Genomic DNA, 21,537 nt, shown 5'->3' with positions numbered 1-21,537 from the left:
GCTGGCTCCTATCTCTTTGTTTTCGCGTTATTTTTGAGGACTTCTCTGGCAAGCGCCCGATAGGCCACTGCGCCCTTGGAATTGGGGTCATAGCTGAGTACGGGCATCGCAAATGATGGTGCTTCGCTCACGCGGACATTTCGAGGTATCAGTGTCTTAAAGACCAGATCCCCCAAATTTTCGCGGGCATCTTGCTCAACCTGCTGCGACAGGTTGTTGCGCCGGTCATACATCGTCAGAACAATGCCTTCGATACGGAGCGCAGGATTCGCTGTTTCTCGCATCTCTCGAATGGTCAGCATAAGCTGTGATAAGCCTTCAAGCGCGAAAAACTCGCTTTGCAACGGCACGAGAATAGAGTCAGCCGCAACCATCGCATTTACTGTGAGAAGGTTCAGGGACGGCGGGCAGTCAATCAGGATGTAGTCAAACCCGAAACTGTCGATGTCCGTCTGCTTGAGGGCGTCTCTCAGAAGATGACTGCGCTTTTCGTTGGAATAGAGCTCGATATCAGCCGAGCTCAGATCCACTGTTGCTGGAATGATGCTGACATTCTCAGTCTCCGTTGGGAGGATGATCTCCTCAAGAGGGGTATCCTCAAGAAGAAGGTCATAGGTGGTGTATTCACGATCTTCACGGTCTATCCCAAGGCCAGTGGAGGCGTTTCCCTGCGGATCAAGATCAACAAGCAGGACTTTCTCGCCCGTTTCGGCCAGAGCGGCTGCCAGATTGATCGCTGTCGTTGTCTTGCCGACACCGCCTTTTTGGTTGGCAATCGCAATGATTTTTGCAGCAGGCGGGCGCGACAAATCAGACACGTGTTAATCCTTTAATCTCAAGCAAAACAGCGTCTTCGCTTGTTTCACTTTGTAACTCATTAAACTCGAAATGCCACGACTCTTGCGCCTTGGCCAACTCACTGCGCCAATTTCTGCCTTTGAGAAAGACAGCCTTGCCCTCCGGCGCCAGATGGATATTGGCATAATCCAAAAGCAAAGCAAGGTCGGCCAATGCCCGCGCTGTAACAACATCAGCGCTCTGTGGCTCAGCCACTTCGATCCGCTCAGTAAGAACGGTGCCAGAAACACCTGTTTCACGCAGCACAGTCCGTAGAAAAGCCGATTTCCGTTGGTCACTCTCTATCATCGTGACTTTGGAGGGGTAACCGTGCTCTGCAGCAGCAATTGCCAGAACAAGCCCCGGAAAGCCACCGCCGCTTCCCATATCAACAAGGTGGCCCGTTGAGGCAGGAATGAGCGCCAGCGCTTGAAGTGAATCTTGAATATGGCGAGACCACAGATCTGCGATCGTGGACTTGGCAACAAGGTTGATACGCGGATTCCACTTCTTCAGCGTCTCCGCATAAATCTCGAGCCGCTCCAATGTTTCACGTGAAACATTCAACGCAGCGCTCATGCCGATCTCTCCTTCGTTGCCTGTCGAATTTTCGCCATGAGCAAAGCGATTGCTGCCGGTGTCATCCCATCAATCCGCGCTGCTTGCGCCAAGTTCTGAGGCTGCGCGGACGTGAGCTTCGACTTGAGCTCATTTGAAAGACCATCGAGAGGTGCGTACTCAAACCCGAGCGGTATCGCATGGTTTTCATCCCGCTTCATTGCCTCTACGTCCTTTTTCTGACGCTCGATATAGATAGCGTAAAGCGCATCTTTCTTGAGCTGGACTTGGGTCTCGGGCGCTATGCCCCCGAAATCCGGGTCAATTTCCATGAGGGCGGGGAAATCAACTTCTGGGATCGCAAGGAGCTCGTAAGCTGTTCTGCGTGTCCCATCTTGTTTGATGTTCAAATTGGCGTTCTTCAATTCATTCGTCGTGAAGCTTTTCGTTTGCAGCAGCGCCTTACCCGCTTCAAGCGCATTCAATCGCGCGTCAAAGACAGCCTTACGCTCATCAGAGACGCAGCCGAGCTGCAAGGCCAACGGTGTCAGGCGTTGATCAGCATTGTCAGCTCTCAACGAGAGGCGGAATTCTGCGCGCGAGGTAAACATCCGATAGGGCTCTGTAACACCGCGAGTTACAAGATCATCGATCATCACGCCTATGTAGCTCTCAGCGCGGCTGAACGTCACCGCTTCTCTGTTGAGGCAAGCCGCCGCAGCATTTAGGCCAGCGACAAGGCCTTGAGCCGCCGCCTCCTCATACCCCGTTGTTCCATTGATCTGGCCAGCGAGAAAAAGCCCCTTAACCTCTTTCAGCCTTAGAGCTGTCGTCAGCGCTCTGGGGTCAATATAGTCATATTCAATCGCGTAACCTGGCTGCAGGATTGTTGCGTTTTCCAGCCCCACTATAGAGCGTACATAATCGTGCTGCACATCTTCGGGGAGAGACGTGGAAATGCCGTTTGGATACACCGTGTTGGTGTTAAGGCCTTCTGGCTCAAGGAAAATAAGGTGGGATGTCTTATCAGCAAAGCGAACAACTTTGTCTTCAATCGACGGGCAGTAGCGCGGGCCAACACCTTCAATATGACCACCATACATAGCAGAGCGCTCAAGATTGGCCGCAATAATTTCATGTGTGCGCTCATTGGTGTGAGTCATACCACAGGAGATTTGTCGCGCTTCGGGCGACTTGGACATAAATGAAAACAAAGATGGCTCTTCGTCCCCCGGCTGCATCTCAAGAATATCCCAGTTGATGGTCTTACTGTCGAGACGGGGAGGCGTCCCTGTTTTGAGCCGTCCTTTGGGCAGGCCGAAATCATCCATACGTTCCGCAAGCTTGATGGACGGCTTGTCGCCCATGCGGCCGCCAGCATACGACACATCACCAATGTGTATCAGGCCGCGAAGAAATGTGCCTGTCGTTAGGATGGTTTCGCTGGCATGGACCTCGGAGCCGTCGGCGAGCACGACACCCGCTACGCGACCAGACTCCATAATGAAATCAACAGTCTCACCCTCAATCACTGTCAGGTTGGGGCGTGCGAGTGTCTCCGCGAGCATAGCCTTTTGATAGAGCTCTCGATCTTGCTGGGCGCGGGGGCCTTGAACCGCCGGGCCTTTGCGACGATTGAGCAGGCGGAACTGGATCCCGCCCTTGTCAGACATCCGGCCCATAACGCCATCCATCGCATCGATCTCGCGAACAAGATGGCCTTTGCCAAGCCCACCCATAGCCGGGTTACAGGACATTACACCAATATCGTTCAGTCGCAGTGTGACCAGAGCTGTAGTGACACCCATACGCGCGGCAGCATGTGCCGCCTCTGTGCCCGCGTGACCGCCTCCAACAACGATGACATCAAAATGTTTCACGTGAAACACTCCTACTTGCCCAGACAAAAGCTGGAAAAAACCTCATCGAGAACATGCTCGACATCAACCCGCCCAATAAGCGAATTCAGTGTATCATACGCGATGCGCAGCTCTTCTGCAGCAATATCTGTGGATTCGAAGTCAGACGCAATGAGCTGACGCGCTGCCACTAGGGATGCTATGCAGCGTTGCATAGCCGCTTTGTGCCGCTCGCGCGTGGCAAGTCCTGCCTGAGCGCTCTTGGCTGAAAGAGTGTCGGCGATCTGGCGTGTGAGTTGCGACAAACCCTGCCCAGTTTTACCAGAGACCGCCCCTACATCATCACTCAACAGGTCACCTTTCGCCGTGATGACAATATCGTCGGGCAGAGGCGTAAACTCAGGTACAGCACCGTGCTCTACGAGAAACACGCGCAAGTCTGCTGCTCGGGCACGTTCCATCGCGCGTGCAACACCAATCTTTTCGACAACATCATCCGTCTCGCGCAGACCAGCTGTGTCGAGCAGTGTGACGGGCAAACCGCCAAGCTCCATACGCACTTCTATGACATCCCGCGTCGTTCCGGCGATCTCCGATGTGATCGCTGCATCGCGGCCAGCAAGTGCGTTGAGAAGGGTGGATTTGCCTGCATTGGGCGGCCCGACGATAGCCACCTCATAGCCCGTTCGGATACGCTCAGCCGCGCCGAACCCGTCGAGCTGCGCCTGCATGCCAGTCTGTACCTCATCAATGAGCGCGAGAACTTCTGGCGAGACATCAACAGGGACATCCTCATCCGCAAAATCAATGGTGACTGTGAGAAGTGCACTGGCCCTTATGAGACGCTCACGCCAGGCTGACGCCAGATCACCAAGACCACCCGAAAACAAGCGTAGCGCTTGCTGCCGCTGTGCTTCGGTTTCTGATGCGATAAGGTCAGCCAAACCCTCGACCTGTGCCAGATCCAGCCGACCGTTGGCCAAAGCGCGGCGGGTAAATTCTCCAGGCTCTGCGAGACGAAGACCGTCTTGTTGGCCTAGTTCTGCCAGCACTGCGTTGACCACCGCGATAGACCCGTGAAGCTGTAGCTCGACCGTTTCTTCACCCGTAAAGCTCGCTTTATCAGCAAAGCAAAGCACCAGAGCCTCATCAAGCTTTTCGCCTGAAGCCGAGCGGACATCCCTTAGAGCCGCTTTACGCGGAGACGGCAGATGCCCACACAAAACATGCGCCGCAGAAAAAGCCTGTGGCCCAGATATCCGGACCACAGAGACGCCAGCTTTACCAGCCGCTGTGGCTTGGGCAAAAATCGTGCTCATTTCTCATAACCTGTTGTTATTGAACAGATTTTATGTGTTCATTGAGTCGAAGAACTCACCATTTGTTTTGGTTTGCTTAAGCTTTCCAAGCAGGAACTCAATAGCATCGGTTGTACCCATCGGGTTGAGGATACGCCGCAGAACGAAGGTTTTTTGCAGGTCTTTTGACTCAACAAGCAGCTCTTCTTTCCGTGTACCCGACTTGAGAATATCCATCGCCGGGAAAACACGTTTGTCTGCCACCTTACGGTCAAGGACGATCTCGGAGTTGCCCGTGCCTTTGAATTCTTCAAAGATGACTTCATCCATGCGTGAACCCGTGTCGATGAGAGCTGTCGCAATAATCGTCAGAGAGCCACCTTCCTCGATGTTACGTGCGGCCCCGAAGAAGCGCTTGGGGCGCTGGAGTGCGTTGGCATCAACACCACCCGTCAGAACCTTACCTGACGACGGCACAGTCGTGTTAAATGCGCGACCGAGGCGCGTGATGGAATCGAGCAGGATCACCACATCGCGTTTGTGTTCAACAAGGCGCTTGGCCTTCTCGATGACCATTTCTGACACGGCGACGTGGCGCGTTGCAGGTTCGTCAAATGTCGAGGAGACCACCTCGCCCTTAACAGAGCGCTGCATGTCCGTAACTTCCTCTGGGCGCTCATCTATCAGCAGAACGATGAGATAGCACTCAGGGTGGTTCTTTTCGATGCTGTGGGCGATATTCTGGAGCAGAACAGTTTTACCAGTACGCGGCGGTGCCACGATGAGCGAGCGTTGGCCCTTACCGATCGGCGCAACCAAGTCGATGATACGCGCTGATTTGTCCTTAATCGTCGGATCTTCGATCTCCATTTTCAGCCGCTCGTCCGGATAGAGCGGTGTCAGGTTGTCAAAGGCAATCTTGTGGCGCGCTTTTTCAGGCTCTTCGAAGTTGATTTTGGTCACGTGAGTGAGAGCAAAATAACGCTCGTTGTCTTCTGGCTGCTTCAGATGACCTTCGATTGTGTCACCTGTACGCAATGAGAATTTACGCAAGATGTCTGGTGACACGTAAATATCGTCAGGACCGGGAAGATAGTTGGCCTCTGGCGCTCGCAAAAAACCGAAGCCGTCTTGCAGCACTTCAAGAACGCCTTCACCACCGATCATCCAGCCTTCTTCAGCACGCTCTTTCAGGATCGAGAACATGATCTCGCCCTTTCGCATTGTCGTGGCGTTTTCGATCTCGAGCTCTTCTGCCATTGTCACCAGCTCTTTAGGGTGCATGGCTTTAAGCTCGGCAAGGTGAAGCTGTTCTTGGGTTTCTTCTGTCATAGGAATACCTTTACGCCCTCAATTGAGGCGATGTGCTGGTTTAAATCTGGAAATACCTGTTCTCCCAGAACGGGCAGGCTTGTGTGTGGAATACGCTCGGGGGGCGCTTGAGTCAATGAATTAGAACTTTACGACCACCGAAAGCACAATCACGATCATAAGGACTGTCGGGAGCTCATTCATCATCCGATAGGTACGGCCAGTATGGCTATTAACCCCGTTCACAAAGTCTTTGCGGCGAAGGCCTAACCACATGTGGAACCATGTCATAGCCAATACGCTGATAGCTTTTGTCCAAGGCCAGATTGACGACCAGTCAACAATCCCTGGTGTAAGGACAAGCAGTAGACCGAAAAGCCAAGTTGATATCATAGCCGGGTTCATGATGAGCTTGAGAAGCTTCAGCTCCATCATTTGAAACAAGGCATCCTTTTCATCGCCTGTTTCGCTTTGTTCGGTGTGGTGGACGAAGAGTCTGGGCAAATAGAACAAGCCTGCCATCCATGCGAGCACAGACATAATGTGAAACGACTTGGTCCAAGGGTAGAGCTCAGCGAGAAGATCAGACATATCCACCATCCTTTCTATCTCCCCTTATAAATAAATATAAAAGAAGAAAAGGTTGATGATTAAGTAGGGATTGCCTTGCCTGTGGATTACTGAGTTATCCTAGGAGTTACCCATATGTGAATAATTTAAGTTCATTTCGAGATATCTGTGGGTATGGAATTTTTAACAATTTGATTTCGTTAACAAAATGTAAAAACCTTGATCAGATTCGGTTGTGGAGAATCTGTGTATGAGTTGATTTGAGATACACGACCGGGCAACGCACAGTTATTCTTATCCACTTGAGGTTAGAAAAGGCAAAGCTTGGTGAAATGGCTTAGTTTTCCTCATATTTGGCTGTGGCGTTGATTGTGCTCCTGTTTGTGCATTAACTGTTCCACAACTTTACTGGAGTTTTCCACATGGCACGGCAGATCATTTTGGCCTCTGGCTCTCAAATCAGGGGGCAGATGCTTCAGAACGCAGGCATACCCTTTGAGAGTGTTATGCCACGCGTTGATGAAGAGATGCTTAAAGCAGCCCTGAAAGCCGAGGATGCAAGCCCCAGAGATATGGCCGATGCGCTCGCTGAAGCTAAGGCGCGTAAGGTGAGTGGCAAGCACCCTGAAAAGTTGGTTGTTGGGTGCGACCAGGTTTTGGACTTTGAGGGGCAGATTTTTTCCAAACCAGCGACAGCAGAAGAAGCTATCGCTCAGATAAAGGCGTTGCGCGGCAAGCGACACAGCTTGCTCTCAGCCATTGTTCTCTATCATGAGCTTAAGCCGGTTTGGCGCCATGTCGGGCAAGTGCGCCTGTATATGCGTAATGTTTCGGATGCTTATCTTGATGACTATGTCACGCGAAACTGGCCAAGTCTGCAAAGTTCGGTTGGTGGCTATAAGCTCGAAGAAGAGGGCGTGCGGCTTTTCAGCCGTGTTGAGGGGGACTATTTCACCATTCTTGGTTTGCCCCTTATAGAACTCATTAACCATTTAACACTTGCGGGAGATCTTGACGGATGAGCTTGAACAAAATTCCTTTGGCGGGGGTCATCGGTTCACCTATTGCGCACTCCAAATCACCGGCTCTTCATACACATTGGCTCAAATCACTTGGTATCGCTGGGCACTATATTCCGATGGATGTTGCCCATGAAGACCTTGAGCAGGTTGTTCGGATGCTCCCAAAAATGGGGTTTGTCGGCGTGAATGTGACGGTTCCCTATAAGGAAAAAGTCATGGAGCTGGCTGATCTGGTGACAGACCGTGCCGCGCTAATTGGTTCGGCCAATACGCTTATCTTTCGTAAAGATGGGAAGATCCACGCAGACAATACGGACAGCTACGGGTTTATTCAGAATCTGCGGCACAAAGCGCCGGACTGGGACCCGAAAGCCGGGCCAGCGGCTATTCTTGGGGCAGGTGGCGCTGCACGCGCCGTTATTGCTGCGCTTGTCGAAGTGGGAGTGCCAGAAATTCTTATTTCAAACCGTACAAAGGGGCGAGCCGAGCAGTTGCAATCGGACTTTGGCAAACGGCTTCGTGTTGTTGACTGGGTGCAGGCTGGCAACATGCTTGAAGAAGCTTCAACTGTTATCAACACGACATCTCTTGGAATGGTGGGTAAGCCGCCTCTGCGTGTGCCGCTTGACGGGTTTCAGAAGGGCGCTTTGGTGACAGACCTTGTCTATGCACCCTTGATGACCCACTTCTTGAACGAGGCCGACAAAGCGGGCTGTGTCACGGTTGATGGTCTTGGTATGCTGCTCCATCAAGCTGTACCTGCTTTTGAACGTTGGTTTGGGGTGCGCCCACAAGTGACAGACGAAACACGCGCGGCGGTCTTGCGCTGATGGCGTTTTGGCTTGGTCTTACGGGCTCTATCGGCATGGGGAAATCCACCACCGCCAAGATGTTTGCGGCCCAAGGTTGTGCGCTCTGGGATGCTGATGCAGCCGTGCATAGGCTTTATGCAAAGGGTGGAGCGGCTGTTGGCCCAATGGAAGACGCCTTTCCAGAGGCTGTTTTTGATGGCGAGGTCTCGCGCGCAAAGCTGAAAGAGATACTTTCTGCCAACCCGACGCGATTAAGCGAAATAGAACAGATCGTTCATCCTCTTGTTGCGGCTGACCGCGCCGCATTTGCCAAGGCTGCAGAGGCGGATATCATTGTTTTTGATATTCCGTTGCTGTTTGAGGGCGGAAACGAGGGCAATATGGATGCCGTTGTTGTGGTGAGTGCCGATGAGGCAAGTCAACGGGCCCGTGTGCTTGAGCGCGGCACCATGACCTCTGAGCAATTTGAGCTTATAAAGTCCAAGCAAATGCCAGATGTGGAAAAGCGTGCGCGAGCGGATTATATTGTGACAACTGATACGCTTGAAAGCGCTGAGGCGCAGGTGGCAGAAATTGTAAAAGAGATAAGGGCAGGGCTAACCGATGCGTGAGATTGTACTCGACACCGAGACAACAGGCTTTGAGCCAATGCAAGGTGACCGCATTGTCGAGATCGGGGCGGTTGAGCTTTTCAACCACATGCCCACGGGCCGCACGTATCACCAATATATCAACCCAGAGCGCGGAATGCCCCAAGAGGCTTTTGAAGTGCATGGGTTGGGGGATGAGTTTTTGGCGGATAAGCCAAAGTTTGCCCAGATCGGGCAGGCGTTTCTTGATTTTATCCAAGATTCCACGTTGGTCATTCACAATGCCGCGTTTGACATGAAGTTTCTCAATGCCGAGTTAAAGTGGATGAATGCGCCGCAGCTTCCTATGAGCCAAGCGCTTGATACGCTTGATATTGCGCGCAAAAGGTTCCCCGGCTCACCTGCTTCGCTTGATGCGCTTTGCCGACGGTTTAACATTGATAACTCGTCGCGCACATTGCACGGCGCTTTGCTTGACTCTGAAATTCTTGCGGAGGTCTATCTCGAGCTGATCGGTGGCAAACAGCCTGACTTTGGCCTCTCGGCGAACACCGAGACAGAGGCAAAACCTGGTGAAACACGGTGGCGTGCGCAGCCACGGAGCGCTGCTTTGCCGGCTCGTATTACTGAAAAAGAAGCCGCCGCCCATTCGGCTTTTGTTGAAAGCCTGGGCGACGGCGCGCTTTGGAAGAAGTTTGGCTAAGCTTTAAGAAACTGTTTTTGGTGTTTCTTCGGCCTGACGGCGCACAAGCTCTTGGCGGTAAAGCGCCATGAAGTCGATGTTCTCAAGGTTGAGCGGTGGGAAGCCGCCATCACGGGTCACATCTGAAACGATGCGGCGCAGGAACGGGAACAGCAGACGGGGGCACTCAATCAGCAAGAAGGGGTGCAGCTGTTCGTCCGGAACGCCTTCGATGTTGAAGATGCCAACATAGTCAATTTCCATGAGGAACAGCTTTTCAGCTGTGTTCTCTTTGTTCACTGATGTCACGATCAGTTTGATAGCAACTTCATACTGGTTCTCTGCCGCACGCTTCTTTGCATCGAGGTTGACCTGTACGTTTACATCAGGGGTCACTTCGCCTTGCACGCCTTTTTGAGCAAGGATGTTTTCAAACGACATGTCACGAATGAACTGGTTGACCACGTTCATTTTGACTTGGGGTGTTTCTACAGCGCCATTCTCGGCCATGGTATTCTCCTAGTGAAAGTCTTGCCCAAGCCTTTAGCAAGAAGGCGCACTGGTCTCAATGCCTGCTGTGTTAGTGTTTTGTCCAACCAGAGCTTGGGTGTGTTGGACGTTTGTTGCTGTCAACTTCGTGGTACTCGGCTTCAATGATATCATCTGTCGCTTTGTGCGGCTGCTCTCCATGGGAATGAGCTGAAAAGCTCTGCACTTTCACGCGCGAGCGCATGTAGTGAAATACTTTGCTGCGAACGGCGGGGACCAGAAGCAAAAAACCGACAGCATCGGTGAAAAACCCCGGCGTCAGAAGAAGAGCCCCGGAAAACAGGATCATCGCGCCATGAGCCAAATGCTCGGTTGGGTCTTGTAGCTCGCCAAACGAGCGTCGCAGGTTGTTGAGCGCCTGTGAGCCCTGTTTTCGCAAGAGAGATGTACCAATAAACGCGGTGAGAACCACAATCAGCAACGTAGGCCAAAGGCCAATAACCCCACCCACCTGAATGAAAAGAGCGATTTCGATGAGGGGTACGGCGATAAACGCCATCAAAATCCACATTTTGTTGATCTCCTGCATGTCTTTGGGCGTAGTAGACTTGACCACGCCCATACCCTACATAAGTGCAGATAGCGCCATTTGCACGCTCACTTAATGAGGTCTTCATGAATTCGCCTATTCTTCAACTGCTCGTCCTTGCGGGAATTGCCATTTTTCTCATTCTTCGGTTGCGCAGTGTTCTGGGCACGCGAGATGGCTATGAAGCGCCACAGGTTCCTCCAGCTGGCCTTGATGAGCGCAAACGTAAGTTTGACGTGATCGAAGGTGGCCCTGATGAGGATATAACCGACCATGTCGAAGATGGTAGCGATGCCGCGAAAGCGCTCGCGCGCATGAAGCAGCGTGAACCTTCATTTGCTGTCGGCACGTTCCTGTCTGGTGCGCGGGGCGCTTATGAGATGATCCTGATGGGCTTTGAGCGCGGCGAATTGGCCGAGATCAAGCCGTTTCTGGCTGATGATGTGTATGAAGTCTTTGCAGAAGTTGTTGAAGCACGTGAAAAGAAAGGTCTCAAAGTCGAGGCTGATTTTGTTGGTATTCGCGAGATGACGCTTCACGCGGCTGATTTCCATGATGCGAGCGGTACAGCGGAAATATCTGTAAAGTTTGTTGGCGAGCTTACCTACATTGTGCGAGACAATGCTGGCGATGTTGTTGAAGGTAAGGAAGGTAAAGTCAAAACCCAGAAAGATATCTGGACGTTCGAGCGCGAAATGGGTGTGAACGATCCAAACTGGATTTTGGTTGCCACAGGTGAATGAAGCGTTTTCTTTTAGCGGCAATAACGGCTGGGCTTGCAATGACCGGAGCAGGGAAAGCCGCTGAAGAGACGGACTACCGTATTCTCGAGTTTTCCCAGCTGGATGGTTGGGAAAGTGACGATCATGCGGAAGCGCTTAAGGTATTTCTGAGCACATGTGGTGATATGAAAAGCCCCGACTGGAAGGGGCTTTGCCGCGTGGCCGCCGAGCAGACCAACGCCAAAGCATTTTTTGAACTGTTTTTTCGCCCTGTTGAGATAAGTGATGGGAAGCCTGCGCTTTTCACAGGCTACTTTGAGCCTGAGCTTGATGGTGATCTGTATCGCTCGGACAGGTTCCGCTTTCCTGTCTATGCTTTGCCGCCGGAAGCGCGCGACGGCAGATGGATCAGCCGCCGTGATATGGAAGAGACACGGGCGATGGAGGGGCGCGGCCTCGAGATAGCTTGGGTTGATGACGCGGTTGAGCTTTTCTTTCTGCAGATCCAGGGGTCAGGGCGGATCAGGTTGCCAGATGGCCGTTTTATCCGTGTTGGATATGGCGGCAAAAACGGCCACGAATACCGCTCGATTGGTCAGGAGCTGGTGCGCCGTGGCGTATACAACGTTCATCAGGTGTCTGCACAGGTGATCAAGAATTGGGTGCGCCGAAATCCGATAGACGGACTTGAGTTGCTTCGCCACAATCCCTCCTATGTGTTTTTTCGCGAAGTGAGTGAAGTGCCTGCGCATTTGGGGCCGCTTGGTGCGATGAACCGCTCGGTTACCACGATGCGCACCGTTGCCGTAGACCCGCGCTATACCCCGCTTGGTGCGCCTGTTTGGGTGGAAAAAGACGGAAAGACCAAGATCAGAAGCCTTATGATTGCTCAAGATACGGGTTCGGCTATCAAGGGCGCGCAGCGGGCGGACATTTTTTTTGGCACAGGTGATGCGGCTGGCCGCAAAGCCGGACGGCTCAAAGACCCTGGACGCATGGTTGTGCTTATGCCAATCCAGCGGGCCTATGCTTACCTGCCTGTCGATGCACAATGAGCCGCCGCAAGCTACATAAGGATGAGCTGGAGCTTTGGGGCAAGGTTGCGGAAACCGCCGTACCTATGCACCCCAAGCGCAGGAAGCCGCAAGATACTTTGCGCGCGCCAAAGCCGCCAGCAAAAACGCCTGCATCGCCTATTGCTGCTTTTGAGGTAAGTGCGCGCGCACGGTCGTTTCAGCCGGCGCATGATATTCTGCCTGATATTCGCGAACGTGTGGCAAAAGCGCCTGTCCAGATGGATAAGAAAGCACATGGCAAGCTAAAACAAGGGAAGCTCAAGCCCGAAGCAAAGCTTGATTTGCATGGGATGACGCTGGATCAGGCTCACCCGCGACTGACCGCGTTTATTTTGAAAGCCTACCAAAGCCAGAAGCGCCTTGTGCTTGTCGTGACAGGTAAGGGCAAGATGAGGGATGATGGCGGGCCAATTCCTGTGCGCCTCGGTGTGTTGCGCCATCAGGTTCCACAGTGGCTGACAACACCTCCGCTTGCGCAGGTTGTTTTACAGATGACAGAAGCGCATCTGCGCCATGGCGGTGGTGGCGCGTACTATGTGTACTTGCGGCGCCAGCGCTGAGTTACTTCAGAAGGTTCAGAAGATACTGGCCATAGGCATTTTTGCCAAAAAGCTCTGCGCGGTCTTGTAGCTGCTGAGCGGTGATCCAGCCGTTTGCATAGGAGATCTCTTCGGGGCTGCCCACCTGCAGGCCTTGGCGCTCTGAGATTGTGCGCACAAAGTTGCCGGCATCCAGAAGTGAACCATGTGTGCCGGTATCAAGCCATGCATAGCCGCGGCCCATTTGCTGCACATTGAGCAACCCGTCGTTAAGGTAGCTCTCCAGCAGCGATGTGATTTCAAGCTCTCCACGGGCAGAAGGCTGAACCTTGGCTGCGCGCTCGGGTGCTGAGCCGTCAAGGAAGTAGAGACCAGTCACAGCATAGTTTGACGGTGGAATCTCCGGCTTTTCGATGATCGACTTTACGGTGCCATCCTTGGCAAAATCGACAACACCATAGCGCTCGGGATCGGCGACACGGTAGCCAAAGACTGTGCCGCCTGTTTCTAAAGTATCGGCCTTTGCGAGAACTTCGGGCAAGCCGTGCCCAAAGAAGATATTATCACCCAAAACCATCGCACTTGGCGCACCATCAAGAAAGCGTTCTGCAAGCAAATAGGCCTGAGCAAGCCCGTCAGGCGAGGGCTGTGTGATATAAGTGAGCGACAGGCCCCATTGAGAACCATCACCCAGCGTACGCTGGAATTGGTCCTGGTCTTGCGGGGTTGTGATAATCGCAATCTCACGGATACCGCCAAACATGAGCACAGACAGCGGGTAATAGATCATTGGTTTGTCATAGATTGGCAGGAGCTGCTTTGAGACACCCATGGTGATGGGGTAAAGCCGTGTGCCTGATCCGCCTGCCAGAATGATGCCTTTGCGTTGTGTCATGTCAGCTCTCTGATTGTTTCGGCCAAAGCCTCTCGCCATGATGGTTGGCTAATACCGAAATCTGACAGGAGTGAGGCGCAATCGAGCCGAGAATTGAGCGGGCGCGCTGCTGGTGTTGGGTAGTCAGCGGTTGCGATATCTTTCACGTCAACTTTGCGATCTGCTTGCGCAAAAATCTCGCGGGCAAACTCGGCCCAGCTCGCTTCGGGCGCGCCAGTGATATGATAGGTGCCACTGGTTTTCGTGGTTTCGGCCATTCGGGCGCAGGCTTTGGCGATGGCGCTTGCGGGTGTTGGGCCGCCGATCTGGTCACCAACCACGCTTAAGGTATCGCGTGTCTCAGACAGGCGTAGCATGGTTTTGACAAAGTTATTTCCATGGGCGGAAAAAACCCAAGACGTGCGCAAGATCACGTGAAGCGCGCCGCTTGCGCGGATTGCCTCTTCGCCTGCCAGCTTGGTGCGGCCATAGGCATTGATCGGAGCGGTAGGGGCTTGAGGTGTGCGTGAAGTGTTGCCACTGCCATCAAAGACATAGTCTGTCGATATATGAATGAAGGGTATGCCAAGTGTTGCACAGGCACGAGCCATGGCAGCGGGTGCCTCGGCGTTGATTATGTGGGCCAGGGCCTCTTCGTCTTCAGCGCGGTCAACAGCTGTATAGGCTGCCGCGTTGATCACGGCGATGGGCGTTTTGGCAAAAATGGCAGCAGAACAATCTGCTGGTTGTGACAAGTCTGCATCGGCGCGGCTGAGGTAGCTATATTCGGGGTAGGCGCGTTGCAACTCTTGCGCGACTTGGCCACTTTTACCAAAGACTAGCACACTCATGCTTTGCCCAACCTCTTCCCAACACCTTCACGGGCCAAAAGGGGTTGCCACCATGCCTCGTTCTCAAGGTACCAGCGCACGGTTTTCTCCAAGCCTTCCTCAACGGTGACGGAGGGCCGCCAGCCAAGCTCGGTGCGGATGCGGGTCGGATCAATCGCGTAGCGCAGGTCATGACCGGGGCGATCTGTGACAAACTCGATTAGCTCAGCATAGGGCGCCGTGGCGGGCTTGAGTCTGTCAAGAGTTGCGCAGATTGTCTGAACCAGCTCCAGGTTGCTCCGCTCGTTTTCGCCGCCGATGTTGTAGCTGCGGTTGAGCTGGCCTTTTTCGAGCACAAGTAACAGCGCATCGGCGTGATCTTCTACATAAAGCCAGTCGCGGACGTTCTCACCCTTTCCATAGATCGGGATCGGACGACCATGCAGCGCGTTGAGGATCACAACAGGGATGAGTTTTTCCGGGAAGTGGTAGGGGCCGTAGTTGTTGGAGCAGTTGGTGAGAACAACTGGCAACCCGTAGGTTTCTGCCCAAGCGCGCACGAGGTGATCGGAGCTGGCCTTTGAGGCAGAGTAAGGCGAGCGCGGATCATAGGGTGTTTCTTCGGTAAATTGCCCTGTTGCGCCGAGCGAGCCAAAGACCTCGTCGGTTGAGATGTGATGAAAACGGAAGCTCTCGGGCTTGCCTTCGGCCTCCCAATACTGCCGCGCAGCTTGCAGCATATTGTACGTGCCCATCACGTTTGTTTCTATAAAGGCTTGGGGGCCGTCGATGCTTCTATCTACATGGCTCTCAGCAGCGAGATGCATAACCGCATCGGGCTTGTGACGCGCGAAGATTGCTTCAAGCGCTGCTATGTTACGGATATCGGCTTGCTCAAAGCTGTAGAGTGGGCTGTCAGCAACGCTGGCCACATTCTCAAGACACGCGGCGTAGGTGAGCGCATCTACGTTCACAACCTCATGCCCGCGCGAAACAGCGAGGCGCACAACGGCTGAGCCGATAAAGCCAGCGCCGCCTGTGACAAGCAGCTTCATGCTGAGCCCTCCCAGATAAAGGGGGAGTCAAAGCTGTCAAAGGGTGTCGCGCTGGCGTCTTTGCTGCTCAACCCTGGTGCGCCATCAAAGCCCCAGTCAATGCCGCAGCTGTCCCACAAGATCGCACCGTCTGCCTCGGGAGAATAGTAAGCGCTACACTTGTAGATGATTTCGGTGTCTGGTGTGCGGGTGATGAAGCCGTGGGCGAAGCCTTCGGGGATGAAGAGCTGCTTGCCGTTCTCAAAGCTGAGCTCAACACCTATCCATTGGCCATAGGTGGGCGAGCCTTTGCGGATATCAACGGCAACGTCAAAGAGCGTACCATGCCCACAACGCACCAGTTTGGCCTGCGCGTAGGGTGGCGCCTGAAAGTGCAGACCGCGCACCGTGCCGCTTGCTGAGGACAGTGAGTGGTTGTCTTGCACGAAGTCTATGTCGACCCCGTGCTCTGCCATACGTGCCTTGTTCCAGCATTCAGAAAAAAAGCCGCGCGCGTCACCGTGGCGGGCGGGCTCAAAAACAATAACATCAGGCAAGGCCGTAGGCGTAACTTTCATAGGTTAGCCCTCTTTGCTGATCGCATCATAGCGGGCAAGATTGCCGATGAGCGCTTGCATTTGCTCGATCGGGATCATGTTTGGTCCGTCTGAGGGCGCATTATCAGGGTCTTCATGTGTTTCGATAAAGAGGGCGGAAACACCTACAGCCACTGCCGCGCGGGCCAGAACGGGTGCAAACTCCCGCTGACCGCCTGAGGTTGTGCCTTGGCCGCCTGGCTGCTGCACCGAATGGGTTGCATCAAACACAACAGGGTAGCCCGTCTGAGCCATGATAGGCAGGCCACGGAAATCGCTGACGAGTGTGTTGTAGCCAAAGCTTGTACCACGGTCACAGAGCATGATCCGCTCGTTCCCTGTGCTGGCGATTTTTTCTGCAACATTGCCCATATCCCATGGTGCGAGAAACTGGCCCTTTTTCACGTTGATCGCCGCACCTGTCTCGCCGGCTGCAAGCAGTAGATCTGTTTGGCGGCACAAAAACGCAGGAATTTGGATGACATCAACAGCTTGTCCTGCGGGCTCACATTGGTGTGCGTCATGCACATCGGTGAGGATCGGGCAGCCAAACTCGTCGCGGATTTTGGAGAGGATCGTCAGGCCTTCTTGCATACCAAGACCACGTTTTGTGGTGATGGATGACCGGTTGGCCTTGTCATAGCTGGCCTTGAATATGAAGCCAGTATTTGTGGGCGCGCAGGCTTCGGCTATTTTTTCAGCCATCATGCGCGCGTGATCGAGGCTTTCAAGCTGGCAGGGGCCGGTGATAAGCGCGAATGGCTCCTGGCCGCCGATTTTTATGCCTTGGACGTCGATAACTTTGGTCATTGCTCTGCCAATACCTTTTCAATTCGTGCCACATCTTCGGGGTTGTTCAACTCCCAGAAAAGGCGGCCTTTTGCATCTACTTCAACACATTTCACAGCGACGCCGTTGTAGAGAAAGCGCAGTTGCTCCAGCCCTTCTAACCTCTCGAGCTGGCACTCATGCCATGAGATATAAGATTTGAGCGCTTCGGGACGGTAGGCGTAGACGCCCACGTGGTGATAGACAGGGATGTTCTCTGACGGCACCTTGCCTGCATCAATATATGGCAACACTTCTTTGGAGAAATAGATCGCACGGCCCTCGGCGCCGAAGACAGCCGTTGTGCCGCCAACGCGTCCAGCGGCGCGGTCTTCCTTGAACATGGCGTATGTTTGCGCATCGCACTGCAAGACGGGCGTAGCCATTTGCGCCGTGGTGTCAGCTTTCATTGCAGCAATCAGATCTTCCACAAACCATGGTGGAGTCAGGGGGGCATCGCCCTGAAAGTTGACGATAAGATCCGCATCAAGCTCAGCTACGTCCACGGCTTCTGCCACGCGCGCGGTTCCGTTCTCACGCTCTGGGCTTGTCATGATAACATTTGCACCGAATGCCTCAGCGGCATCGCGGATGCGCGCATCATCGGTGACAACGTAAACCTCGGAGACACCTGCAATCTGGGAGGCGGCGTCATAGCTCATCTCTATCAGCGTTTTTGAGCGGCCATCTTTTTGGCGCAGGGGTACGAGCGGCTTGCCTGGGTAGCGGGTCGAGGCATAGCGAGCGGGAATGAGAACGACTGTTTTCATGCGACACCTGCGCGAAGAAGATCATGAATATGCACAATACCGATGGGTCGCTTGGCTTCATCAACCACCATGAGCACCGAGATTTTGCGCTCGTTCAGAATAGCCAGAGCTTTTGCGGCGAAGAGATCGGGAGTGGCTGTGACAGGGTCAAGCGAGGCAATTTCACCAGCTGTCTTTTCCATAAGGTTGCCCATGTGGCGGCGCAAATCCCCGTCGGAAATGACACCTAACAGCGTGCCGTCTTTGACGACACCAGTGATACCAAACCCCTTGGATGTCATCGACAAAAGCACATCAGACATCGCTGTATCAGCATCAACAGTTGGAACTTTATCCCCCTTGTGCATCAACTCGGCAACGCGTGAGAGCTGGGCCCCAAGCTTTCCACCCGGATGGTTCTTGAGAAAATCTTCAGAGCCAAATCCGCGCTGCTCCATCACGGCCACGGCGAGGGCGTCGCCCATTGCCAATGTGAGCGTTGTAGATGTTGTCGGGGCCATACCGATGGCGCAAGCCTCGGGTAGGTCGGGTAAATTGAGTTTGAAATCAGCCGATTGCAAAAGGGTGCTGTTGATCTTGGATGAAATTCCGATCAGCGCGATGTTGAAGCGGCGGGTGTGCAAGAGAATATCCCGCAACTCCTGCGTTTCGCCAGAGTTTGAGATGAGTACAACAATGTCATCTTCGGTGATCATACCAAGGTCACCATGGCTGGCTTCGGAGGCATGAACAAAGTAGGAGGGTGTGCCTGTGCTTGCCAGTGTAGCCGAGATTTTGCGGCCAATATGGCCGGATTTCCCAACGCCGGAAATAATCACACGCCCCTTGGTTTTGAGCACAAGGTCAACCACATCTGGAAAGTCGTCTGGCAGGTGTTCAACCATTTTGTGGATGGCATTGGCTTCGGTTGTCAGAACACGCCTCGCCGAGCGGATCGCAGGGTTATTGTTGGGTTCGGTCATGGGTGTCCTTGGCTCTGTACGGCATTTCCTGATCTAAGCACATAGCGGGCACGAGCCTTAATAACAAGCGTGCTAGCCTCTACCGGGGAGCAGAGCTGCAGCCTTGCGAACCCCGAAAAATAAGAGCGCACTTGAGCAAAGGAAGTAAGCGGCAACGGCAACATACTGTGCTTCAAGACCGATACCCGCATCAATTGCCCAGCCGGTAAGGCCAGGCCCGATCGCAGAACCAAGCACCATGATGGCGGCTGCCATGGCTTTGATCGAGCCAATAGAGGCTGTTCCGTAGAACTCGGCCCAAAAGGCATTGGGGAGCGTAGAGTTTGCGCCTGAGGTCAGGCCAAAAAGTACAAAGCCCAGAAGCAGCCCACTTGCACCAGAGCTAAGGCCAAATACCAGAAAGGCAGCGACTGCGGGTAGGTACATATATACAATGAGGCGTGGCGTTCCGACACGGTCAAGCGCCCAACCCGACAGCACCATCGAAAAGATCGTGACGGCTGTGTAAATCGGAAACATAGCTACAAACGTCAGGTGAGAGATGTCTTTGACGTCGGCGAAGTGAACTTGATGAAACATGAGCGCAGTGCCGAAGGCCGAGGGGCCGAGGATGCTGGGCACCATGACCCAGAACAGCCAGTGGGACATGGCTTGATTGCGGGTCCAGTGGCGGCGGTTCATGCCAACTGATTGCGAGGATTGGGCCATAGACTGCGGTGTGCGCTCTTCTTTAAGAAGGCTAACGAGCAGGGGGACACCGAGCACAGCAACAATCGCTGCAGCCCCCCACAAAAGCCGCCAGTCGTAAAAAACCAGAAGAAAAACAAAGAGTAACGGGAGTACAGCCTCACCCAAAGCAAAGCCGAGCGTGGCGATGGAGAGGGCGCGGCCTCGGGTTTTTTGGAACCAGCGGGTCATGGCGACCAGGGCGATGTGGCTGGTCATGCCCTGCCCTGTGATGCGCAGGGTGAAGATGACGGCGGGGAGGAGCCATGCGGCGTGGTTGGTGGCCATGAAGGCGCAGGCGCAGGCGAGCAGGATGAGCACGGCGGGGCCCAGAACGCGCACGCGGAACTGGTCGGTCAGCCCGCCAGACCAGACCATCACCCCCGCCGAAGCCAAAGTCCCGAGCGCATAAATTCCGCCCCAATCTCCGTGACTTAGCCCAAATTCAGCACGGATTTCACCAGCAAAAATAGAGATAAAAAACGTCTGCCCGAAGCTCGACATAAAGGTGAGCAAAGCCCCCGCGGCGAGCCAGCGACTGTTGAGCTTGAGGAAAGAAAGCGTGTCCATCTGCCAGCTTTTGCCAATAAGTGAGCGAATGAAAACCCCAAAACGCCCGCCAAGCGCACGGTGGGGTTAATGCCCGCCAAGCCCCCCGAAACAGGGGGGTGAAACCCGTGCACCACGCGTGCACCCCCCGTGCACCGCCTGTTGGAGAGAGATTTTAACAGAAAATTAGGTAACGGGGCGTTCGGTGGGGGGTGATTACGAAGTCCTATTTTTTAATAAGGCTAGTCGCTAATCATTTTGAGGATATTTTTCATCCAGTCCTCGACCTCGTCTTTGGCGTTCCGCTCTATCAAGCGATCAAGTGTCATATGTGGAAATGCAGTTACTAGCTTTGCCTTAGCCTTATTATCACTAGGCTTTCCATCTAAGTTTTCTGCATTTTGCCAAGCTAGAGCAAAAGCGGTTGGTACAGATGGATTTGAATCGTCTGGTTGGTCATAAACTTGGCATGTGTAGCCAAATCTATCGTTTATAGCATCAGGATGGAGGTAACATTCTATTTCATGTTTTTTAGTCAGAGTTCCCCATGATCCATCGTTGCGAGCATTCACTAGTTCCACGTGCTTTTGATATTTTGGTACATCAGCGTCGTAAATGTGTGCTTCAGGAAGGCCTAGTGCTTTTAGATAGTGATTATTTACCCAGTGGACCAAATTCGATCCACCTAAATTTATGAAAGCAAAGCGAGGGTCGCTGGATAAATCAGGAAGCTCGCTGTTTGAGAGATGTATTATGTGACTTAGAGCTTTCAAAGCATCGACGTCTGTATAGCCTTCAACACAAACTAGGGCTTTTACTCTACTATCTGGTATTAAGCCTAGAACAGATGCCACTTCACCGAAAACGTCATCTCCAGTTGAGATGACGGGATTTTTTCCTTGTTCGGGTGCATGTATGAAGCGAATGCTATCAGTGGGAAGTTCTGCTGCTAGACCTGGACTATGAGTCGTTAATAGAACCTGACACCCAGGTAATACTGCCAAGTCACGGAATGCGCTGACAAGAATTTTTTGGTTGGCGGGGTGTTGGGAAGTTTCAGGTTCTTCAATAGCATATATTATATTTGATTTTCTAGAGTTACGCATTTTCCTTTCTGCTTCAGCTTTGAAAAAACTGACAAGGATCATACGGCGAGCACCGCTACCACGCTTGTTTAGTGAAATTCCGTTATTTGTTTCCATTCCAATTGAGAACAAACTCGCCCATTTTGAGTCCACGGGAGGATTATACTTTGGCGTTAGTGTTTCGGCGAGTTTGGGATCAATATCCTTTAATGCATCGTGTGTTAGCCGTGCAATTTCTTCTGCCTTTTCCTGTACCAAAGCTTCGATTTCACGGATCTTACATTGAGCTTCAGCCAAAGCTGCTTTGACTGCTCCTTTTAGTGGGTTTT

Annotated in this window: 24 protein-coding genes; 7 read left to right on the top strand and 17 right to left on the bottom strand. The window is 53.2% G+C overall.

What is annotated here, in order from left to right:
- Window positions 1–8: 8 nt before the first annotated feature.
- From ACTG3X_RS12860 to hemJ, 6 genes are all read right to left on the bottom strand, one after another.
- On the bottom strand, window positions 9–818 hold the full coding sequence (locus tag ACTG3X_RS12860; RefSeq protein WP_439111678.1) for a ParA family protein: 810 nt from the start codon (window positions 816–818) through the stop codon (window positions 9–11).
- The gene (gene rsmG, locus ACTG3X_RS12855; RefSeq protein WP_439111677.1) at window positions 811–1,416 is read right to left on the bottom strand and encodes a 16S rRNA (guanine(527)-N(7))-methyltransferase RsmG; all 606 of its coding nucleotides are present in this window, start codon (window positions 1,414–1,416) and stop codon (window positions 811–813) included. The genes ACTG3X_RS12860 and rsmG overlap by 8 nt, the downstream gene beginning before the upstream one ends.
- Window positions 1,413–3,275, bottom strand: a complete 1,863-nt coding sequence (gene mnmG, locus ACTG3X_RS12850) for a tRNA uridine-5-carboxymethylaminomethyl(34) synthesis enzyme MnmG (protein WP_439111676.1) — start codon at window positions 3,273–3,275, stop codon at window positions 1,413–1,415. Before mnmG ends, rsmG begins: the two co-directional genes overlap by 4 nt.
- An 11-nt stretch (window positions 3,276–3,286) precedes the next feature.
- Window positions 3,287–4,573, bottom strand: a complete 1,287-nt coding sequence (mnmE, locus tag ACTG3X_RS12845; RefSeq protein ID WP_439111675.1) for a tRNA uridine-5-carboxymethylaminomethyl(34) synthesis GTPase MnmE — start codon at window positions 4,571–4,573, stop codon at window positions 3,287–3,289.
- Between the two features lie 30 nt (window positions 4,574–4,603).
- A complete protein-coding gene (rho, locus tag ACTG3X_RS12840; RefSeq protein ID WP_439111674.1) occupies window positions 4,604–5,884 on the bottom strand; it encodes a transcription termination factor Rho in 1,281 nt (426 codons plus the stop codon).
- Between the two features lie 120 nt (window positions 5,885–6,004).
- Window positions 6,005–6,454, bottom strand: a complete 450-nt coding sequence (gene hemJ / locus ACTG3X_RS12835; RefSeq protein WP_439111673.1) for a protoporphyrinogen oxidase HemJ — start codon at window positions 6,452–6,454, stop codon at window positions 6,005–6,007.
- Window positions 6,455–6,855: 401 nt separating this feature from the next.
- Here hemJ and ACTG3X_RS12830 point away from each other — a divergent pair, with 401 nt between their 5' ends.
- The 4 genes from ACTG3X_RS12830 to dnaQ are packed head-to-tail and all read left to right on the top strand — an operon-like array spanning window position 6,856 to window position 9,560.
- Window positions 6,856–7,455: a Maf family protein gene (locus ACTG3X_RS12830; protein WP_439111672.1), complete on the top strand. Its 600-nt coding sequence runs from the start codon at window positions 6,856–6,858 to the stop codon at window positions 7,453–7,455.
- Entirely contained in the window at window positions 7,452–8,285 is an 834-nt protein-coding gene (locus ACTG3X_RS12825) for a shikimate dehydrogenase (RefSeq protein ID WP_439111671.1), read from the top strand. Before ACTG3X_RS12830 ends, ACTG3X_RS12825 begins: the two co-directional genes overlap by 4 nt.
- Window positions 8,285–8,878, top strand: coding sequence for a dephospho-CoA kinase (gene coaE, locus ACTG3X_RS12820; RefSeq protein WP_439111670.1), 594 nt, complete (start codon window positions 8,285–8,287; stop codon window positions 8,876–8,878). The genes ACTG3X_RS12825 and coaE overlap by 1 nt, the downstream gene beginning before the upstream one ends.
- The gene (dnaQ, locus tag ACTG3X_RS12815) at window positions 8,871–9,560 is read left to right on the top strand and encodes a DNA polymerase III subunit epsilon (RefSeq protein ID WP_439111669.1); all 690 of its coding nucleotides are present in this window, start codon (window positions 8,871–8,873) and stop codon (window positions 9,558–9,560) included. Before coaE ends, dnaQ begins: the two co-directional genes overlap by 8 nt.
- A gap of 3 nt (window positions 9,561–9,563) precedes the next feature.
- On the opposite strand, the gene secB is transcribed toward dnaQ, so the two are convergent.
- Both secB and ACTG3X_RS12805 read right to left on the bottom strand, forming a co-directional pair.
- On the bottom strand, window positions 9,564–10,049 hold the full coding sequence (secB, locus tag ACTG3X_RS12810) for a protein-export chaperone SecB (protein WP_439111668.1): 486 nt from the start codon (window positions 10,047–10,049) through the stop codon (window positions 9,564–9,566).
- A 70-nt stretch (window positions 10,050–10,119) separates the two neighbouring features.
- Entirely contained in the window at window positions 10,120–10,599 is a 480-nt protein-coding gene (locus tag ACTG3X_RS12805; protein WP_439111696.1) for an FxsA family protein, read from the bottom strand.
- Window positions 10,600–10,703: 104 nt separating this feature from the next.
- Here ACTG3X_RS12805 and ACTG3X_RS12800 point away from each other — a divergent pair, with 104 nt between their 5' ends.
- Genes ACTG3X_RS12800 through ACTG3X_RS12790 form a run of 3 tightly spaced genes read left to right on the top strand, consistent with a single transcriptional unit; the run spans window position 10,704 to window position 12,975 of the window.
- Window positions 10,704–11,360 (top strand): Tim44/TimA family putative adaptor protein, encoded by a 657-nt coding sequence (locus ACTG3X_RS12800; protein ID WP_439111667.1) that lies wholly within the window; start codon window positions 10,704–10,706, stop codon window positions 11,358–11,360.
- Window positions 11,357–12,394 carry a murein transglycosylase A gene (gene mltA, locus ACTG3X_RS12795; protein WP_439111666.1) on the top strand — a complete coding sequence of 346 codons (1,038 nt, stop codon included), beginning with the start codon at window positions 11,357–11,359 and terminating at the stop codon, window positions 12,392–12,394. Before ACTG3X_RS12800 ends, mltA begins: the two co-directional genes overlap by 4 nt.
- Window positions 12,391–12,975: a Smr/MutS family protein gene (locus tag ACTG3X_RS12790; RefSeq protein ID WP_439111665.1), complete on the top strand. Its 585-nt coding sequence runs from the start codon at window positions 12,391–12,393 to the stop codon at window positions 12,973–12,975. The genes mltA and ACTG3X_RS12790 overlap by 4 nt, the downstream gene beginning before the upstream one ends.
- Window position 12,976: 1 nt before the next feature.
- Here the strand turns inward: ACTG3X_RS12790 and rfbA are convergent, their stop codons facing one another.
- The 9 genes from rfbA to ACTG3X_RS12745 form a co-directional block, all read right to left on the bottom strand.
- A complete protein-coding gene (gene rfbA, locus ACTG3X_RS12785) occupies window positions 12,977–13,849 on the bottom strand; it encodes a glucose-1-phosphate thymidylyltransferase RfbA (RefSeq protein ID WP_439111664.1) in 873 nt (290 codons plus the stop codon).
- Window positions 13,846–14,679: a dTDP-4-dehydrorhamnose reductase gene (gene rfbD, locus ACTG3X_RS12780; RefSeq protein ID WP_439111663.1), complete on the bottom strand. Its 834-nt coding sequence runs from the start codon at window positions 14,677–14,679 to the stop codon at window positions 13,846–13,848. Before rfbD ends, rfbA begins: the two co-directional genes overlap by 4 nt.
- On the bottom strand, window positions 14,676–15,713 hold the full coding sequence (rfbB, locus tag ACTG3X_RS12775; RefSeq protein ID WP_439111662.1) for a dTDP-glucose 4,6-dehydratase: 1,038 nt from the start codon (window positions 15,711–15,713) through the stop codon (window positions 14,676–14,678). Before rfbB ends, rfbD begins: the two co-directional genes overlap by 4 nt.
- On the bottom strand, window positions 15,710–16,270 hold the full coding sequence (gene rfbC, locus ACTG3X_RS12770) for a dTDP-4-dehydrorhamnose 3,5-epimerase (protein ID WP_439111661.1): 561 nt from the start codon (window positions 16,268–16,270) through the stop codon (window positions 15,710–15,712). Before rfbC ends, rfbB begins: the two co-directional genes overlap by 4 nt.
- Window positions 16,271–16,273: 3 nt before the next feature.
- Window positions 16,274–17,098, bottom strand: a complete 825-nt coding sequence (gene kdsA / locus ACTG3X_RS12765) for a 3-deoxy-8-phosphooctulonate synthase (RefSeq protein ID WP_439111660.1) — start codon at window positions 17,096–17,098, stop codon at window positions 16,274–16,276.
- Window positions 17,095–17,886, bottom strand: coding sequence for a 3-deoxy-manno-octulosonate cytidylyltransferase (locus ACTG3X_RS12760; protein ID WP_439111659.1), 792 nt, complete (start codon window positions 17,884–17,886; stop codon window positions 17,095–17,097). The genes kdsA and ACTG3X_RS12760 overlap by 4 nt, the downstream gene beginning before the upstream one ends.
- Complete coding sequence (locus ACTG3X_RS12755; RefSeq protein WP_439111658.1) at window positions 17,883–18,848, bottom strand: KpsF/GutQ family sugar-phosphate isomerase; 966 nt, start codon at window positions 18,846–18,848, stop codon at window positions 17,883–17,885. Before ACTG3X_RS12755 ends, ACTG3X_RS12760 begins: the two co-directional genes overlap by 4 nt.
- A gap of 72 nt (window positions 18,849–18,920) precedes the next feature.
- Window positions 18,921–20,144 (bottom strand): MFS transporter, encoded by a 1,224-nt coding sequence (locus ACTG3X_RS12750; protein ID WP_439111657.1) that lies wholly within the window; start codon window positions 20,142–20,144, stop codon window positions 18,921–18,923.
- A 221-nt stretch (window positions 20,145–20,365) separates the two neighbouring features.
- The coding region (locus ACTG3X_RS12745; protein ID WP_439111656.1) for an ATP-dependent nuclease at window positions 20,366–21,537 on the bottom strand (1,172 nt) is incomplete at its 5' end.

It is taken from the genome of Lentibacter sp. (assembly GCF_965658795.1).
Classification (GTDB): Bacteria; Pseudomonadota; Alphaproteobacteria; order Rhodobacterales; family Rhodobacteraceae; genus Lentibacter.
The sequence above is the reverse complement of the archived record's forward strand: the minus strand, read 5'-3'. Positions and strand labels throughout refer to the sequence as shown.